The following is a 13,983-nucleotide window of genomic DNA, read 5'->3' on the forward strand; positions in this document are numbered from 1 at the left end:
GGGTATAAATCGTTGATCGGGGAGGGGTGGGCGTTTGGTTTGGGATAACGCCGGTTGAGGGGGGAGAGCCGGCGAGCCTCTGAACGGGCGAGAGGCCTCAGGCCGAGACGAACCTGTGGCGCAGCTCGGCGCGTGCGGCGTCGTCGACGCCGAGGGCGTTCGCGAGGTAGCCGTCGAGCGAGCCGTACGCCCCATCGATCGCGTCGAGCGCCGCATGGAGGTAGTGCGCGTCGACGCCCCCGACGTCAAACATGTTCCGGGCGCTCCCCTTGGCCTCGATCAGCTCGTTGGTGGCGAGATAGTCCCGCTCGACGAGGTCGCGGGGGACGCCGAGCGCCGTCTCCACCAGGACGGAGGCCATCCCGCAGCGGTCCTTGCCGGCGGAGCAGTGCCAGAGCGCTGCTCCCTCCTCGAGCTCGAGGAGCTCCCGGAAGAAGCCTCGGTAAGCGGCGACGCCGTCCTCGCCGAGCACGAAGCGCGGGTAGAGGTCGGCAAACAGCCCCGCGACGTCGAGCTCGCCGCTCGCGAGCTTCTCGCCCAGCGCCGTCATGGCCTCCCGGGCGTCAGCCCCGCCGGGCGCGCGGAACACGGGCAGGCGGACGAGACGTGCGTCCGGCATGGAGTCCATGGGGTCGGGCCAGCGCGCGGCCTCCTCGTCGGTGCGCAGGTCGATGACGAGGCGCACGTCGTATGCGTTGCGAAGGACGTCGAGGTCCCCGGGCGTCGCCGAGGCGAGTGATCCGGAGCGCAGCAGGCGACGCGGGAGGACGTGGCCCGCCTCTGCGGGCAGCCCTCCCAGGTCGCGGGTGTTGTGCAGCCCGTCGAGGGCAACCTTCCCGTACGTCATGCGGTATGGCTCGAGGACATCTGTCATGCGGCTCCCCTGTTCGATGCTCGCGATGCTGAGGGTACTATACCCAGCGACCGCTCGTCGTCGCGCCAGACGTGCTCGCTGCTAGGGCCCGGGAGGCCCGCGCGGCCTGTGATATAGTTAAAAAGTCGCTGTTCACAGGCGCGTTGCCCCGTCCATGGGAGGGTGCGAGTCATGGCTGTCACCGGCAATCAGATCGCGGAGCTCCTCTCGTCGCTCGATGTCTCCGACGAGACGGCCCTCGAGCTGGCATGCGAACTGCATCGCGCCCGCGAGGTCGAGCCCCTCGGCGCCGAGCTGTCGGATGCCCCCGCGGGGTCGTTCGCCTACCACCTCAAGGACGCCGCAGCCTCGAGGCGTCTCGGGGAGTGCGCCCTGCTCGACGGCTCGCTCGCACGCCGCAACGGCGTCGTCATGGGATCGGGCCACCGCGACCTCAGGTGCTCGTATCGCAGCTGCGGCTTCTCCGTGTGCCCTGTGGCGCTCGCCGCGTGCTTCTCGCTGCACGAGGCCCTGCTCCCCAAGAGGGAGGTGCCGCTCTTCGGGCGCGAGGAGAGGCGCCGGCTCGACAGGGAGCGGCGCGGCAGGGAGTTCGTCGAGAAGTGGTCGGAGCGGACCGTCGACTCCGAACGCGCGCTCAGGCTCCTCGTGAGCGAGCAGGAGAACGACTTCGCCGGCATGGTCGTTGCCGACGACGACTCGTACCGTGCCGACTTTGTCTCCGACGTCGCCGCCCTTCTCGCCGCGCTGGGCAAGATCGACCGCGGGTCGATACGCCACGTCCGCGCGGTCTCGCTGATGCAGCGCGTCGACCAGGAGAAGTTCACCTTCAAGGCGACGGGCGACGAGAACCTCGAGCCGCGCGTGCTCTACGTGATCGACCGTCTGGGCGACTTCGTCTCCTACGAGGGCGCCCGCATGCTCAAGGACTACGTCGTCGAGCGCCTGAGCCGCATCGTCAACGACCGCTACGTCCTGCTGGTGGGCACGCGCGCCGAGCTCATGCGCTTCGCCGGCCTCTCCGCCGCCTTCCACTTCACCTACGAGCAGAACTGCATCGAGCTCGGCTACATGACGTCCGAGCGGGTGTTCGAGCACTACCTCGCCAACCTCGACGAGCCGCTGCGCCTCGAGGCCGCGGCCGACCCGGGCTTCAGGGAGCGGTTCTGCTCGTTCGTTGGCTTCAACGCCGACGCGCTGCCCTTCAAGGGGCGCGAGCTCGCGGACTACCTCGCCAAGGGGTCCAACGCCGCCGGTCGCCTCGAGCTCCCGCGCAGCCGCTATCAGAGCTCGTCGCTCGAGGAGATGCTCGACGAGATCGTGGGTCTCGAGGACGTGAAGGAGACGGTTCGCAAGCTCGAGCGCTTCGCCGTCTTCCGCAAGACCGCGGAGGGTCGCGGCGCCAAGCTCCCGCCCGCGAACTTCCACATGCTCTTCACCGGCAATCCCGGCACCGGAAAGACCACCGTGGCCCGCATGGTGGCGACGATGCTCTACAAGATCGGCATCACCAAGCAGAACCTCTTCAAGGAGGTCACCGCCAAGGACCTCATCGGCGAGTACGTGGGGCATACCGCGCCCAAGACCGCGGCGGTGGTCGGCGAGGCCATCGGCGGCGTGCTCTTCATCGACGAGGCCTACGCCCTCGCCGGCGGCAAGGGGAGGATGACCGGGGCGGACTACGGCGCCGAGGCGGTCGCCGAACTCATCAAGATCATGGAGGACCACCGGGACGACCTCGTCGTCATCTTCGCGGGATACGAGCGGGAGATGGCCGACTTCATCGACTCCAACCCCGGGATCTCGTCGCGCATCGGCTACAAGTTCCGCTTCGAGGACTACTCCACCGACGAGCTCCTCCAGATCTTCCGCAAGAACCTGGCGGCGTCGGGCTTCGACTACGACCGCGACGAGGTGGACCCGGTCCTGAGGAGGACGTTCGACTACCACCGGCGCTTCCGCAGCTTTGGCAACGGGCGCTTCGTGGGCACCCTCGTGCAGAAGGCCATCATCAAGCGTGCGGACCGTGCCGCCCGGGAGGGGGCGTCGGCGGAGGGCGCCATGAGGCTCTCCCTCGAGGACATTCCCACCCGCCAGGAGCTCTTTGACATCCAGGACTGGGAGCCGCGGGCCGCCGAGGAGCTCCTCGAGCCGCTCGTGGGCATGGAGGAGCTCAAGGAGCGGGTCTGCGAGTTCGAGCGCGTCGTCTCGTTCCATGAGCGCGGCAACCGCTCCGGCCTCAGGATGCCGCCCATGAACCTGCACATGGTCTTCACCGGCAACCCGGGCACGGGCAAGACCACCGTGGCGCGCATCATCGGCCAGATCCTCTACAACGTGGGCGTCATCCCCACGAACCGCTTCGTCGAGGTGGAGGCCAAGGACCTCACCTCCTCGATCGTGGGCGGAAGCTCCGGGGCCACGGAGGAGAAGATCGAGGAGGCTGTGGGCGGCGTGCTCTTCATCGACGAGGCATATGGCCTCCTCGAGACCCACGACGGGGCGGAGGTCATCGCGCAGCTGGTGAAGGCGATGGAGGACCACAAGGGCGAGCTGTCGGTGATGTTCGCGGGGTACAAGACGGAGATGCAGCGCTTCATCGAACTCAACCCCGGCCTCGCCTCGCGCGTCGGCTACACCTTCCACTTCGACGACTACGACACCGACGAGCTGGAGGAGATCTTCGAGCGGAAGATGGCGGGCTACGGCTTCTCCCTCGACGACGAGGCCAAGGCGGCGACGCGCAAGATCTTCCAGTACTTCCACAACGTGGAGAACTTCGGCAACGGCCGCTTCGTCGACAAGGTGGTCCAGGAGGTCATCGCCAAGCGCTCGGAGGGCGACTCTGACGACCTCGCCGCGATCACGGCCCACGACGTCCCCGCCATCAAGGACCTCTGCGAGATCGTCTCCATGCCGGTCCTGAGCCCGGACGACGACTTCTCCGATGACTCTCTGCGCCGGGTCGCCATCCACGAGATGGGCCATGCGACCTGCAGGCTCGCGCTCGTGGGCGAGACGAACATCGTCGTGGTGACCGTGGAGCGGGAGGCGAGCGGGTCGCTCGGCTACGTCCAGCACAAGGCGGGCGGCGCCGCCATGCCCACCGCGTCGCACTTCGAGAACCGCATCGCCGAGCTCATGGGTGGCATGGCTGCCGAGAGCCTGTACTTCGGAGACTACTCGGCGGGCAACTCGTCCGACCTCCAGCAGGCCACCGCGCTCGCCCGCGACTACGTCGCCCGTTACGGCATGTCGCCGGCGGGCTACGTGCAGTACGTCGGAGACGCGCGGGCCTCCGTCGACCAGGCGGAGATCGTGGAGCTGCCCCGCGAGGTGAGGGACGAGATGAACCGGGTCATGGCCTCCTCCTTCGAGCGGGCCAAGGAGGTCATCGAGGCCCATCGTCCGGTCTTCGACCGGCTCGTCGAAGTTCTTCTCGCCGAGCAGACGATTTCCGGCGAGCGCATAATGGCGCTGTGGAACGAGCTGAGCGAGAAGGAGGCTCCGCATGAGCAAGGCTGATCCGGCGGACCTGGAGAGGGCGCTCGCCGAACTATTGGGCAGCTCGCCCAAAACCGGGGATTCCGGTCCCGCGGACGACGGGGCCGAGAGAGAATTCCTGGAGAGGCTTCGCGCATGCGAGGCAGAGGTGAACGCGAACGACAACGCGAGTCAGGCGTAGGCGGCGGGCGACTCCGCCCGCCCTGCTAGGAAGGGGACTTTTGCATGGCTACCACCGAGACGCTGAGGACCGAGTTCGAGCGGTACATGGATGAGCACAACGTGAAGTACACGGTCGTCAACGAGGCGGAGAATGTCGTCCTTCTCTCCTTCTCGCGCAGCGAGGACGAGAGCACCCGCGTCTTCGTGGACTTTGACGAGTCCGACAACGCGAGCTCCGTCCACTTCTGCGTGCAGAACTTCGCGAAGGTCAAGTCCCAGGACCTCCTGCCCAAGGCGCTGCTGATCGTGAACGAGCTCAACATGAACTGGCGTTGGCTCAAGTTCTACATCGACGTGAACAGCCTCGAGATCACCGCCGACTCCGACGCCAAGGTCTTCCCGGGCACCGTCGGCGACGAGTGCACGGAGATCTGCTTCCGCGCCGCCAACATCATCGACGAGGCCTTCAAGCAGCTCGACGCCGTCATCGAGAAGGATGAGGGGGAGGACACGCCCTCCAAGGAGGAGCTGCTCTCCATGCTCAAGCAGCTGATGGACCAGATCTCCAACGAGTAGGGCGCGGCGAGTCGACCCTGGTTGAAGCGATGCTGTTCTTCTCGATAGACGGGCGGGTGTTCGAGACCCTGCCGAGGCTCTGCGTGGGCGTCGTCCTGGCGGAGGGGGTTCGTGGCGCTGGCCCTCATCCCGGCGTGGACGGGATGCTCGACGCCGCCGTCCGAGACGCCGAGGCGCGCCTCGACGGCGCCCACGCCAGCGACGACCCGCGCGTCCAGCCCTACCGCGCTGCCTTCCACGAGCTGGGGATGAGCCCCAGTCGCTACCCCTCGTCCAACATCGCGCTGCTCAGGCGCATCGCCAAGGGCAAGGGGCTCTGGCGCGTGAACCCGGTCGTGGACCTGGGCAACGCCATCTCGATCAAGTACGGCCTCCCCCTCGGCGCCCATGCGCTGGAGGAGGGGGAGGTGCTCGAGCTGCGGTTCTCGCGACCGGGGGACGTCTTCGTGGCGCTTGGTGAGGGAGAGCCGGATCCGACGCTGGCTCCGGGCGAGCTCGTCTATGCCGTGGGTGAGCTCGTCCACACGCGTCGCTGGACCTGGCGACAGAGCGAGAACGGTAAGGTCGATCCCGCCGCGACGCGCGTGGCGTTTCCCATCGACGGCTTCATCGACGAGAACGAGGCGGAGGTCAGGGCCGCGTGCGAGGAGCTCGCCGAGGTGCTGCGCAACGAGTTTGGCGCCCGGGCCGAGGTGTTTCTCGCGGACGCGCGCTCCCCGCGGGTGTGACGCTAGCGCGCCGCCGCTGCTGTCGGCTCCGCGATGAAACGTAGCGACAGCAGGAAGAGGGCGCTGATCGCCAGGCACGCGAACTGGCCCGTCAGGTCGATGAGGAGCTTGCAGGCGACGGCGCCGACGCAGAACGAGAGGATGAGGCCGGCGTAGCGCTGCGAGCGGTGCAGCTCGTGACGGTCGCCCTCGAAGAGGCCGTCGTAGAGCGTCTCGCCGAGGGAGCGCAGGTTTCCGGTGCAGAAAACGCTGGCGTAGGCGGACTTGGTGCCAAACTGGCGGAAGTTCTCGTAGGAGACAGCGGCGCAGAATGAGATGGCGCTGTTGACCAGGAGGTCGGGCGTCCACGCGGGGAGCAGCGCTATCGCGGCGAACGCGACCGCCTCGAAGACGGCGACCCAGCGCTGCATGCGATGCGTCGCCCTGCCGTGAACGCGTACCAGCACGTGGCGCGAGAGCATGATGCCGGCCACGAACGCGAGGATGGAGACGAGGTAGCGAACCACGCCCAGCCACGCCCCCTCGGAGAGATTCATGCAGAGCAGCACGATGTTGCCCGTCTGGCCCGTGGCAAAGACATGGTCGTGCAGCAGGTACGAGTATGCGTCCATGAACCCGCCCGCACAGATGACGGTGAGTCCCAGCCTCACGGGAACCTTGGGCGTGCCGATTGCGCTCGGTTGGACCATGCGGCGCCTCCTTTTCAGCTTTGCCGCGTCTGACCGAGCGTCATGCTAGCTCACGCGACGGGCGTCCGCTGCGAAATGCATAAAAATGCCTTTCATGTAGCATTAAGCGCGTTTGGAAGACCAAAAGTCGCGTTCGTGTAGCGTATTTTTCGCCGATTTTCGAAAACAGATTTCTGGATTGATATTACTATCTGGGAGAATGTCTCCGCGCGGGGTTCGGCAGGCGCCGAAGACGGCGAAATCGTGCTACACGAACGCGACTTTTGTTTTGAAAATCGCGTTAATGTAGCACGGAGGGAAGTTTTGGACAGGAGCGGGATGGCCGAGACGGATTACAGGGTCGCGCTTCCCGCCGAGCTTGAGCTGCGGCACGGTGACGAGGGTCTCGAGCTCGTGGGTGACGGTATGGTTCTGCGGGCGGATTTCGCGCGGATGCTGCCCCGGCTGCGGCCGGATCGGCTCGCGCGCGAACTCCTGGTGCGCGCGGCGCGTGTTCGGGGCGCTGAGTCTCCGACCGTGGTGGACGCCACCGCCGGGCTGGGGGAGGACTCGCTTCTGCTGGCTGCCGCCGGATTCACCGTCACGATGTTCGAGAGAGATTCGGCCATCGCGGCGCTCCTGCGAGACGCGCTCGAGCGTGCGGCAGACGAACCACAGCTCGCAGGCATCGTCGAGCGCATGACGCTCGTCGAGGGCGACTCCGTGGCGGGCCTGCGCGAGCTGAGCGTCCCGCCCGACGTCGTGTTCCTCGATCCCATGTTCCCCGAGCGCACGAAGAGCGCTGCGGTGAAGAAGAAGTTCCAGCTGCTGCACCACCTGGAACGCCCGTGCGAGGACGAGGAGGGGCTGCTTGCCGCCGCGCTCTCCGCGCGCCCGCGCAAGGTCGTGGTCAAGCGGCCGCCCAAGGGCCCATGGCTCGCGGGCGTCAAGCCGAGCCACTCGCTGGCTGGAAAGGCCGTCCGCTACGACGTCATCGTCCTGCCGCCCAGCTCACGGTAGAATCGGGGCATCGATCCCCCGTTCAAAGGAGCCGCGCATGGACCTCCCGAACAAGCGCCCCGACGACACGGCGCGCATCACCACCCCCGAGCTTGCGCAGGCTTTCATCGACGAGCAGGTTGAGCTCGTCCGCCAGCAGGTCGGCGACAAGAAGGTCCTGCTTGCCCTTTCCGGCGGCGTCGACTCCTCCGTTGTTGCCGCGCTGCTGATCAAGGCCATCGGCAAGCAGCTCATCTGCGTGCACGTGAACCATGGCCTCATGCGCAAGGGCGAGTCCGAGCAGGTCGTCGACGTCTTCCAGAACCAGATGGACGCCAACCTCGTCTACGTTGACGCCACGGATCGCTTCCTCGACCTGCTGGCCGGCGTGGCCGAGCCCGAGCGCAAGCGCAAGATCATCGGTGCCGAGTTCATCCGCGTCTTCGAGGAGGAGGCCCGCAAGGTCGCCGATGACGTCGACTTCTTGGCGCAGGGCACCATCTACCCGGATATCGTCGAGTCCGACGGCGTGAAGGCGCACCACAACGTGGGCGGCCTGCCCGACGACCTGCAGTTTGAGCTCGTCGAGCCCGTGCGTCTGCTCTTCAAGGACGAGGTCCGCGTGGTGGGTCGCGCGCTCGGGCTGCCCGAGGGCATGGTCGAGCGTCAGCCGTTCCCGGGTCCGGGCCTGGGCGTGCGCTGCCTCGGCGCCATCACCCGCAACCGCCTGGAGGCGCTGCGCGAGGCGGACGCCATCCTGCGTGAGGAGTTCGCGGAGGCGGGGCTCGCCGGCAAGGTCTGGCAGTACTTCGTCGTTGTGCCCGACATGCGCGCGACCGGCGTGCGCGACGGCAAGCGCGCCTACGACTGGCCGGCCATCATCCGCGCCGTCAACACCGTCGACGCCATGACCGCCACGGTGCCCGAGCTGGACTGGACGCTGCTCAAGAAGATCACCGACCGCATCCTCGCCGAGGTGCCGGGCATCTGCCGCGTGACGTACGATCTGACTCCCAAGCCTGTCGGCACGATCGAGTGGGAATAAAGATTTAAATCAAACTCTGGGCGTCCCATCGTTTTAGGGCGGCGGGGCGCTCGCTTATCCAGCGAGAAGGACGGAGGCTCGATGGACCTCACGGAAGTGCGGCAGCGCATGGCCGACGGCAGGCTTTACACCTGCAACAGCCCGGAGCTCTTTGCGGAGCAGGAGCGCTGCCGCGACGTGCTGGACGCCTACAACGCGCTGCCGTTCAGCAGCTCGAAGGAGCGTGACGAACTGCTGCGCCAGCTCGTCGCCGAGGCGGGCGAGGGCTGCATGATCGAGCCGCCGTTCCACGCCAACTGGGGTGGTGCCAACCTGCACCTGGGCAACAACGTCTACGCCAACATGGGCCTCACGCTGGTGGACGACGCGGACATCTTCGTCGAGGATGACGTGATGATCGGTCCCAACGTCACCATCTGCACGGCGTCGCACCCCGTCTCGCCGCGCCTGCGCGCAAAAGGCCTGCAGTACAACAAGCCCGTTCGCATTTGCCGGGGCGCGTGGCTGGGCGCCGGCTGCGTGGTGCTGGCTGGCGTGACGGTGGGCGCGGGCTCGGTCGTGGGCGCGGGCAGCGTGGTCACGCGCGACGTCCCCGCCGGCGTGGTGGCCGCGGGCAACCCGTGCCGCGTGCTCCGCGAGATCGGAGAGAAGGACGAGCGCACGTACGACCACGACAAGCCCGTCGAGGAGCGTTGGCTCGACGAGTGACCTCGCCGATCCGACGTTCTTCTCGCTAACGTAGCATGTAGCGCTGCAGCTCCTTGCGGCTCGTCACGCCGAGCTTGTCCATGGCGTGCGCGAGGTGGCGCTTCACCGTGTTGATCGAGACGTCCAGGTGGTCGGCGATCTCCTGATTGGTCCATCCGCGCGCGGCGAGCATGGCCGTGGCAAACTCCGTGGTGGTGAGGTCGTCGGCCACCTCGTCGCCGGTGACGGGGTTGTGCACGCGACGCCATCCAGCGGAGAAGCGGTAGGTTATGTCTATGATCCGCCTGAAGTCGTCCGGCCACTCCGGCTTGATGACCGACTCCAGCATGCCGCCGAGAAGACCGTGGTGCTCGCCGAAGGCCTCGATGAGGTCGTCCGGGCGGGCGAGCTCCCATGCGGCGAGGAGGTGCTCGCGCGCCTTCTCGACGTCCTTCAGGCTCATGTAGTCCATGACGGCAACGAGGCGCAGGTAGATGGTCGGAATGGGGTAGTCCGTGGCGCCCATGAGCAGCGTCGCCTCCACGATGCCGGCGCTGATGGCATACTCGCCCTTGAGGTAGAGCAGGTGCGCCTGCACGTAGAGCGCAAAGGTGCGCAGGCCACGGGGCAGAAGCGGCAGGAGTGCGTCGGTGTCGGGAAGCTCCTGGGGGAGCGGCAGGTGGAGCAGGACGGCGGCGGCCGCGGAGACAAAGGCGGAGGCGGCGCCAAGCTGCGGCGAGTGCTCGCCGGCCTTGGTGAGGATGGCGTTCATCTGGTCGAGCAGGGCCTTGGCCTCGTGCGCCTGGCCGAGGGGCAGGTTGGCGTAGGCGCAGATCAGGCAGGCGGAGAGCCGCGCGGCGATGTCCTGCGAGCTGAGGTAGGGGGCGGCGGTCGCGAGGGCCTGCTCGGGTTGGCCGCTGAAGTAGAAATACTCTGCCTGGGCGATGTCGCGCTGGGCGCCCGGAGCCATGGACTCGATCGCCTGGAGGTGCGTGCCGGGAGCGAACGGCGTGTTCATGAGGGGCATGAGCGTTTTGGTGGCGAAGGGTGTGCCCCTCGCGGCTGCGTCATCGTGCGATGTCATGTCGCTCATGCGTTTCCCTCCCGTCGCCCTGTCCATTTGACCCGAGATTCAACCCGTTTTCAAGGGACGGGGCCACGCTCTGCGTTGATAAGCCCTCGACGATAGAGCCCCATCACCCAAAATGTCGGGCAAACGGGTGATGCGCCCACCCCCCCCCTCGCTGAAAATAACCCTACTACGTGCGCCTTCCCCTCAGGTGGGATGGCATGGCGAGAAGGACGGTGGGCTATGGGGAAGAAGTTCGCGGCGCTGATCGCGTGCATGTTCGCGGCAGTGCTGTTCGCGCTGCCCGCTACGGCACGGGCGGCGACTCCAACGGAGATTCTCGTGGGTGGGCAGGATATCCTGGCCACGTCGGATTACACCATTGTCTGCGGTCAGGGGCAGGCGACGTACGATAAGGCAACGAATACGCTCACCTTAGAAAACGTCAAGATCAACTACCAGCAGGACGAGACGGACAACACAAAGGGCGCGATTCGCTTTGATGGAGACCTGAACATCGAGCTTGTGGGTAAGAACAGCATCACGTCCGCCACCTGCGGCATCATGAGCGCTGGGGCGGGTAGCCTTACCATTACGGGAGAAGCGGACGACTCCCTGACGGTTGACGCCGTGTATTTTGGCATCGGTAGCGCCGATGGTGCCCGTAACGTCACGATCTCCGGAGCTTATGTGGACGTTGACGTTGATCTGCGGAGCCCGTTCATTGGCACGGGAATTCAGGCGGGCGGACAGCTCTCAATCGTTGACGGGGCGACAGTTGACGTCTCCGGGTCAACGTCCGAAACGCTGCCTGTGGTTGGCAACGGAGGGGTCTCGATCGTAGGTTCGAACGTAAGCGCACGTGTTCTGGCTGATGGCGCGTATGGAAGCGGCGTCATCGTTTCCGATGGTGATGTCGTCATTGACGGCTCGAAGGTCGAGGTCAGCACGACTGCTACGTATAACTTCGGCATTCGTGCGGGCAACGACCTGACTCCCAGCGAAGGGACCATCCATATCAAGAACAACAGTCGCGTAAACGCAACCTCCGGCGATGGAATGGCACTATTTACCATGCTGGGCGACATCCAGATTGAGGACAGCAACGTCACGGCTACTTCATCGGGTCACGATGCGGTGTACGCGATTGGCGATATCCTCATCGCGGGTGCCGCCAACGTTACGGCGAGCGGCCCCTATCCCGCCCTTGTTGCAACGGGAAGCATTGTGCTCGACCCGCAGGGCGCTCACATCGACGTTTGGTCGGGGGACGCCGAGGGGGATGCGGACAAGATCGTGGGGTCTCCGTTCACGGAAAAGGTGACGTTGGGAACGTCCAGCGGTAACTACTTCCACTGTGCGCCGCATGCCCATGAGTTCACCGAGCAGATTGCGGACGATGCTCACCTGGCGAGTGGAGCCACCTGCACGGAGGCGGCGAGCTACTACCTTTCCTGCTCGTGCGGCGAGATGGGCACGGACACGTTCTCGAGCGGCGATTCCCTGGGCCACGACTGGGGTGAGCCCGCGTGGAGCTGGAGCGACGACCACACGGAGCTCGTGGCGACGTTCACCTGCGCCAACGACCCCACTCACACTGAGGTGCTGACCGCCAAGCCGACCGCGTCCGTCCAGGCAGAGCCGTCCTGCACGGAGCCGGGCACGATGCTCTACAGCGCAACGGTCGAGCTTGGCGGCGAGAGGTACGAGGCCACCGCTACTGCGGAGATCCCCGCGACCGGCCACGACTTCGTCGACGGCACCTGCGTGACCTGTGGCGCCGAGGACCCGGACTACGTGGAGCCCGAGAAGGGCGCTGCCGCCATTCCCGCGACGGGCGACGCGAACACGCTCTTCTCGGCCGCGCCTGCCCTTGCCGGCGCGACCGCGGTGGCTGCTGGCACCCTCCTGAGGCGCCGTCGCTAGCCGTTCTATCAGGCAGCCGTTCGCCGAGGCGGAGGAACTGCGGAAAAGAGGTGCTCTGGGAGGCCGATTTTCCGCAAATCCTCCGCCTCGGCGTTTGCTGTCAGACGCGCGGTCAATTGGAGATTGAAGGCGAACGTTCTTCTCGGCTGGTATCCCTAGCTGCGGATATTCACCACGCAACCGCCACGCAAGGGGGACTCATGCTCAAGGACAACGCCATCTGGATGGGCGTGGGCGCCGAGCCCACGAGCAAGCCCGTCAGCCTGCTGCTCGACCAGGCCAACCGCCACGGCCTCATCGCCGGCGCGTCCGGCACGGGCAAGACCGTGACGCTCAAGGTCATGGCCGAGGGCTTCTCCAAGGCGGGCGTCCCCGTCTTCATGGCCGACGTCAAGGGCGACATCACCGGCATGTGCTCGCCCGGCGAGGACACCGAGGACATGCAGAAGCGCATCAAGAAGTTTGGCCTCGAGGGCTTCACCTACGAGGGCTGCCCGTGCCGCTTCTGGGACATGCTCGGCGGCCAGGGCATCCCGGTGCGCATCACGGTCTCCGACATGGGCCCCACGCTGCTCTCTCGCCTGCTCGAGCTCACCGAGGTCCAGGAGGGCGTGCTCGACATCGTCTTCCGCATCGCGGACGACAAGAACCTCCTGCTGATTGACCTCAAGGACCTGCGCTCGATGCTCAACTACGTGGCCGAGAACGCCAAGGAGTACGAGACCACCTACGGCAAGGTCTCCAGCCAGTCCGTGGGCGCGATCCTGCGCCAGCTCATCTCCGTGGAGGACCAGGGCGGCGACGTCTTCTTTGGCGAGCCGGACCTTGACCTCTCCGAGTGGTTTGCCTGTGACTCCAACGGCCATGGCTACGTGAACGTCCTCAACGCCGCCAAGCTCATCCAGAGCCCGCAGATCTACGCGATGTTCCTGCTGTGGATGCTCTCGGAGCTCTTTGACACGCTGCCGGAGGAGGGCGACCTCGAGAAGCCCAAGTTCGTCTTCTTCTTTGACGAGGCGCACCTGCTCTTCAACGACATGCCGAGCGAGCTCCTGGACAAGATCGTTCAGGTGGTCAAGCTCATCCGCTCCAAGGGCGTGGGCGTCTACTTCATCACCCAGAGCCCGAGCGACATCCCCGACGAGGTGCTCGCCCAGCTCTCCAACCGCGTGCAGCACGGCCTTCGCGCCTACACGCCGGCCGAGCAGAAGGCGGTGCGCGCAGCCGCGCAGTCGTTCCGCGAGAACCCGGCGTTCAAGAGCGAGGACGCGATCCTCGAGCTGGGCACCGGCGAGGCGCTGGTCTCGTTCCTGAATGACGACGGCCAGCCTGAGATCGTGGAGCGCGCCAAGATCCTGCCGCCGCAGTGCCTCATGGCCGCGGCGCCCGAGTCCGACCTCAAGGCTGCGCTTGACGCCCAGTCCGACCTCATGAAGAAGTACGGCGAGGCCGTGGACCGCGAGAGCGCCTTCGAGCAGCTGGGCGAGGTTACCAAGCAGGACGAGGAGGCCAAGAAGCTCGAGGAGGAGCGCGCGGAGCTGGAGAAGGAGAAGGCCAAGCTCGAGAAGGAGAAGGCCAAGGAGGCCGAGAAGGCCGCCAGGAAGGCCGAGCGCGAGGCCGAGAAGCAACAGCAGCAGTTCATGAAGGGCGTGAGCAAGTTCGCCGGCCAGATTCTGGGCACCTTCGGCCGCGAGGCCACGCGCCAGATCACCCGCAACCTCTTCGGCGGTCGCCGGCGTTAGGAGATG

The 13,983-nt window shown here is 66.2% G+C and carries 12 protein-coding genes; 9 read left to right on the forward strand and 3 right to left on the reverse strand.

Going from position 1 to position 13,983, the window contains the following annotated elements; genetic code table 11:
* Nucleotides 1-97 precede the first annotated feature (97 nt).
* The gene (locus B5F73_RS06025; protein WP_087227352.1) at nt 98-874 is read right to left on the reverse strand and encodes a tyrosine-protein phosphatase; all 777 of its coding nucleotides are present in this window, start codon (nt 872-874) and stop codon (nt 98-100) included.
* Nucleotides 875-1,045: 171 nt separating this feature from the next.
* Between B5F73_RS06025 and B5F73_RS06030 the strand changes: the two genes are divergently transcribed.
* From B5F73_RS06030 to B5F73_RS06040, 4 genes are read left to right on the forward strand one after another with little or no spacing between them, the layout of a single operon-like run.
* Nucleotides 1,046-4,396 carry an AAA family ATPase gene (locus tag B5F73_RS06030; RefSeq protein ID WP_087227353.1) on the forward strand — a complete coding sequence of 1,117 codons (3,351 nt, stop codon included), beginning with the start codon at nt 1,046-1,048 and terminating at the stop codon, nt 4,394-4,396.
* Complete coding sequence (locus B5F73_RS09390; RefSeq protein ID WP_158094773.1) at nt 4,383-4,556, forward strand: hypothetical protein; 174 nt, start codon at nt 4,383-4,385, stop codon at nt 4,554-4,556. The genes B5F73_RS06030 and B5F73_RS09390 overlap by 14 nt, the downstream gene beginning before the upstream one ends.
* Before the next feature lie 44 nt (nt 4,557-4,600).
* On the forward strand, nt 4,601-5,113 hold the full coding sequence (locus tag B5F73_RS06035; protein WP_087227354.1) for a YbjN domain-containing protein: 513 nt from the start codon (nt 4,601-4,603) through the stop codon (nt 5,111-5,113).
* Nucleotides 5,114-5,142: 29 nt separating this feature from the next.
* The gene (locus B5F73_RS06040) at nt 5,143-5,841 is read left to right on the forward strand and encodes a phenylalanine--tRNA ligase beta subunit-related protein (RefSeq protein ID WP_087227355.1); all 699 of its coding nucleotides are present in this window, start codon (nt 5,143-5,145) and stop codon (nt 5,839-5,841) included.
* A 2-nt stretch (nt 5,842-5,843) separates the two neighbouring features.
* Here the strand turns inward: B5F73_RS06040 and B5F73_RS06045 are convergent, their stop codons facing one another.
* Nucleotides 5,844-6,530: a YoaK family protein gene (locus B5F73_RS06045; protein WP_087227356.1), complete on the reverse strand. Its 687-nt coding sequence runs from the start codon at nt 6,528-6,530 to the stop codon at nt 5,844-5,846.
* A gap of 318 nt (nt 6,531-6,848) precedes the next feature.
* On the opposite strand from B5F73_RS06045, the gene B5F73_RS06050 reads away from it, so the two are divergent.
* From B5F73_RS06050 to B5F73_RS06060, 3 genes are all read left to right on the forward strand, one after another.
* Nucleotides 6,849-7,529: a class I SAM-dependent methyltransferase gene (locus B5F73_RS06050; RefSeq protein ID WP_087227412.1), complete on the forward strand. Its 681-nt coding sequence runs from the start codon at nt 6,849-6,851 to the stop codon at nt 7,527-7,529.
* A 37-nt stretch (nt 7,530-7,566) separates the two neighbouring features.
* On the forward strand, nt 7,567-8,553 hold the full coding sequence (guaA, locus tag B5F73_RS06055) for a glutamine-hydrolyzing GMP synthase (RefSeq protein WP_087227357.1): 987 nt from the start codon (nt 7,567-7,569) through the stop codon (nt 8,551-8,553).
* Nucleotides 8,554-8,634: 81 nt separating this feature from the next.
* Entirely contained in the window at nt 8,635-9,261 is a 627-nt protein-coding gene (locus tag B5F73_RS06060) for a sugar O-acetyltransferase (RefSeq protein ID WP_087227358.1), read from the forward strand.
* Nucleotides 9,262-9,286: 25 nt separating this feature from the next.
* Here B5F73_RS06060 and B5F73_RS09515 read toward each other — a convergent pair whose 3' ends face one another.
* Nucleotides 9,287-10,333 carry a LuxR C-terminal-related transcriptional regulator gene (locus tag B5F73_RS09515; protein ID WP_143803152.1) on the reverse strand — a complete coding sequence of 349 codons (1,047 nt, stop codon included), beginning with the start codon at nt 10,331-10,333 and terminating at the stop codon, nt 9,287-9,289.
* A 219-nt stretch (nt 10,334-10,552) separates the two neighbouring features.
* Between B5F73_RS09515 and B5F73_RS06070 the strand changes: the two genes are divergently transcribed.
* Together B5F73_RS06070 and B5F73_RS06075 are read left to right on the forward strand one after the other, a co-directional pair.
* Nucleotides 10,553-12,235 carry a hypothetical protein gene (locus B5F73_RS06070; RefSeq protein WP_087227360.1) on the forward strand — a complete coding sequence of 561 codons (1,683 nt, stop codon included), beginning with the start codon at nt 10,553-10,555 and terminating at the stop codon, nt 12,233-12,235.
* A gap of 200 nt (nt 12,236-12,435) precedes the next feature.
* On the forward strand, nt 12,436-13,977 hold the full coding sequence (locus B5F73_RS06075; protein WP_087227361.1) for a helicase HerA-like domain-containing protein: 1,542 nt from the start codon (nt 12,436-12,438) through the stop codon (nt 13,975-13,977).
* Nucleotides 13,978-13,983 lie beyond the last annotated feature (6 nt).

The organism is Olsenella sp. An270, assembly GCF_002159735.1.
Classification (GTDB): domain Bacteria; phylum Actinomycetota; class Coriobacteriia; order Coriobacteriales; family Atopobiaceae; genus Thermophilibacter.

Excerpts from the sequence above, each read along its gene's own strand:
- B5F73_RS06030 (WP_087227353.1), top strand. The coding sequence starts at position 1,046 with ATGGCTGTCACCGGCAATCAGATCGCGGAGCTCCTCTCGTCGCTCGAT.
- B5F73_RS09515 (WP_143803152.1), bottom strand. The coding sequence starts at position 10,333 with ATGAGCGACATGACATCGCACGATGACGCAGCCGCGAGGGGCACACCC.
- B5F73_RS06050 (WP_087227412.1), top strand. The coding sequence starts at position 6,849 with ATGGCCGAGACGGATTACAGGGTCGCGCTTCCCGCCGAGCTTGAGCTG.
- B5F73_RS06075 (WP_087227361.1), top strand. The coding sequence starts at position 12,436 with ATGCTCAAGGACAACGCCATCTGGATGGGCGTGGGCGCCGAGCCCACG.
- guaA (WP_087227357.1), top strand. The coding sequence starts at position 7,567 with ATGGACCTCCCGAACAAGCGCCCCGACGACACGGCGCGCATCACCACC.
- B5F73_RS06070 (WP_087227360.1), top strand. The coding sequence starts at position 10,553 with ATGGGGAAGAAGTTCGCGGCGCTGATCGCGTGCATGTTCGCGGCAGTG.
- B5F73_RS06035 (WP_087227354.1), top strand. The coding sequence starts at position 4,601 with ATGGCTACCACCGAGACGCTGAGGACCGAGTTCGAGCGGTACATGGAT.
- B5F73_RS09390 (WP_158094773.1), top strand. The coding sequence starts at position 4,383 with ATGAGCAAGGCTGATCCGGCGGACCTGGAGAGGGCGCTCGCCGAACTA.
- B5F73_RS06045 (WP_087227356.1), bottom strand. The coding sequence starts at position 6,530 with ATGGTCCAACCGAGCGCAATCGGCACGCCCAAGGTTCCCGTGAGGCTG.
- B5F73_RS06025 (WP_087227352.1), bottom strand. The coding sequence starts at position 874 with ATGACAGATGTCCTCGAGCCATACCGCATGACGTACGGGAAGGTTGCC.
- B5F73_RS06040 (WP_087227355.1), top strand. The coding sequence starts at position 5,143 with ATGCTGTTCTTCTCGATAGACGGGCGGGTGTTCGAGACCCTGCCGAGG.
- B5F73_RS06060 (WP_087227358.1), top strand. The coding sequence starts at position 8,635 with ATGGACCTCACGGAAGTGCGGCAGCGCATGGCCGACGGCAGGCTTTAC.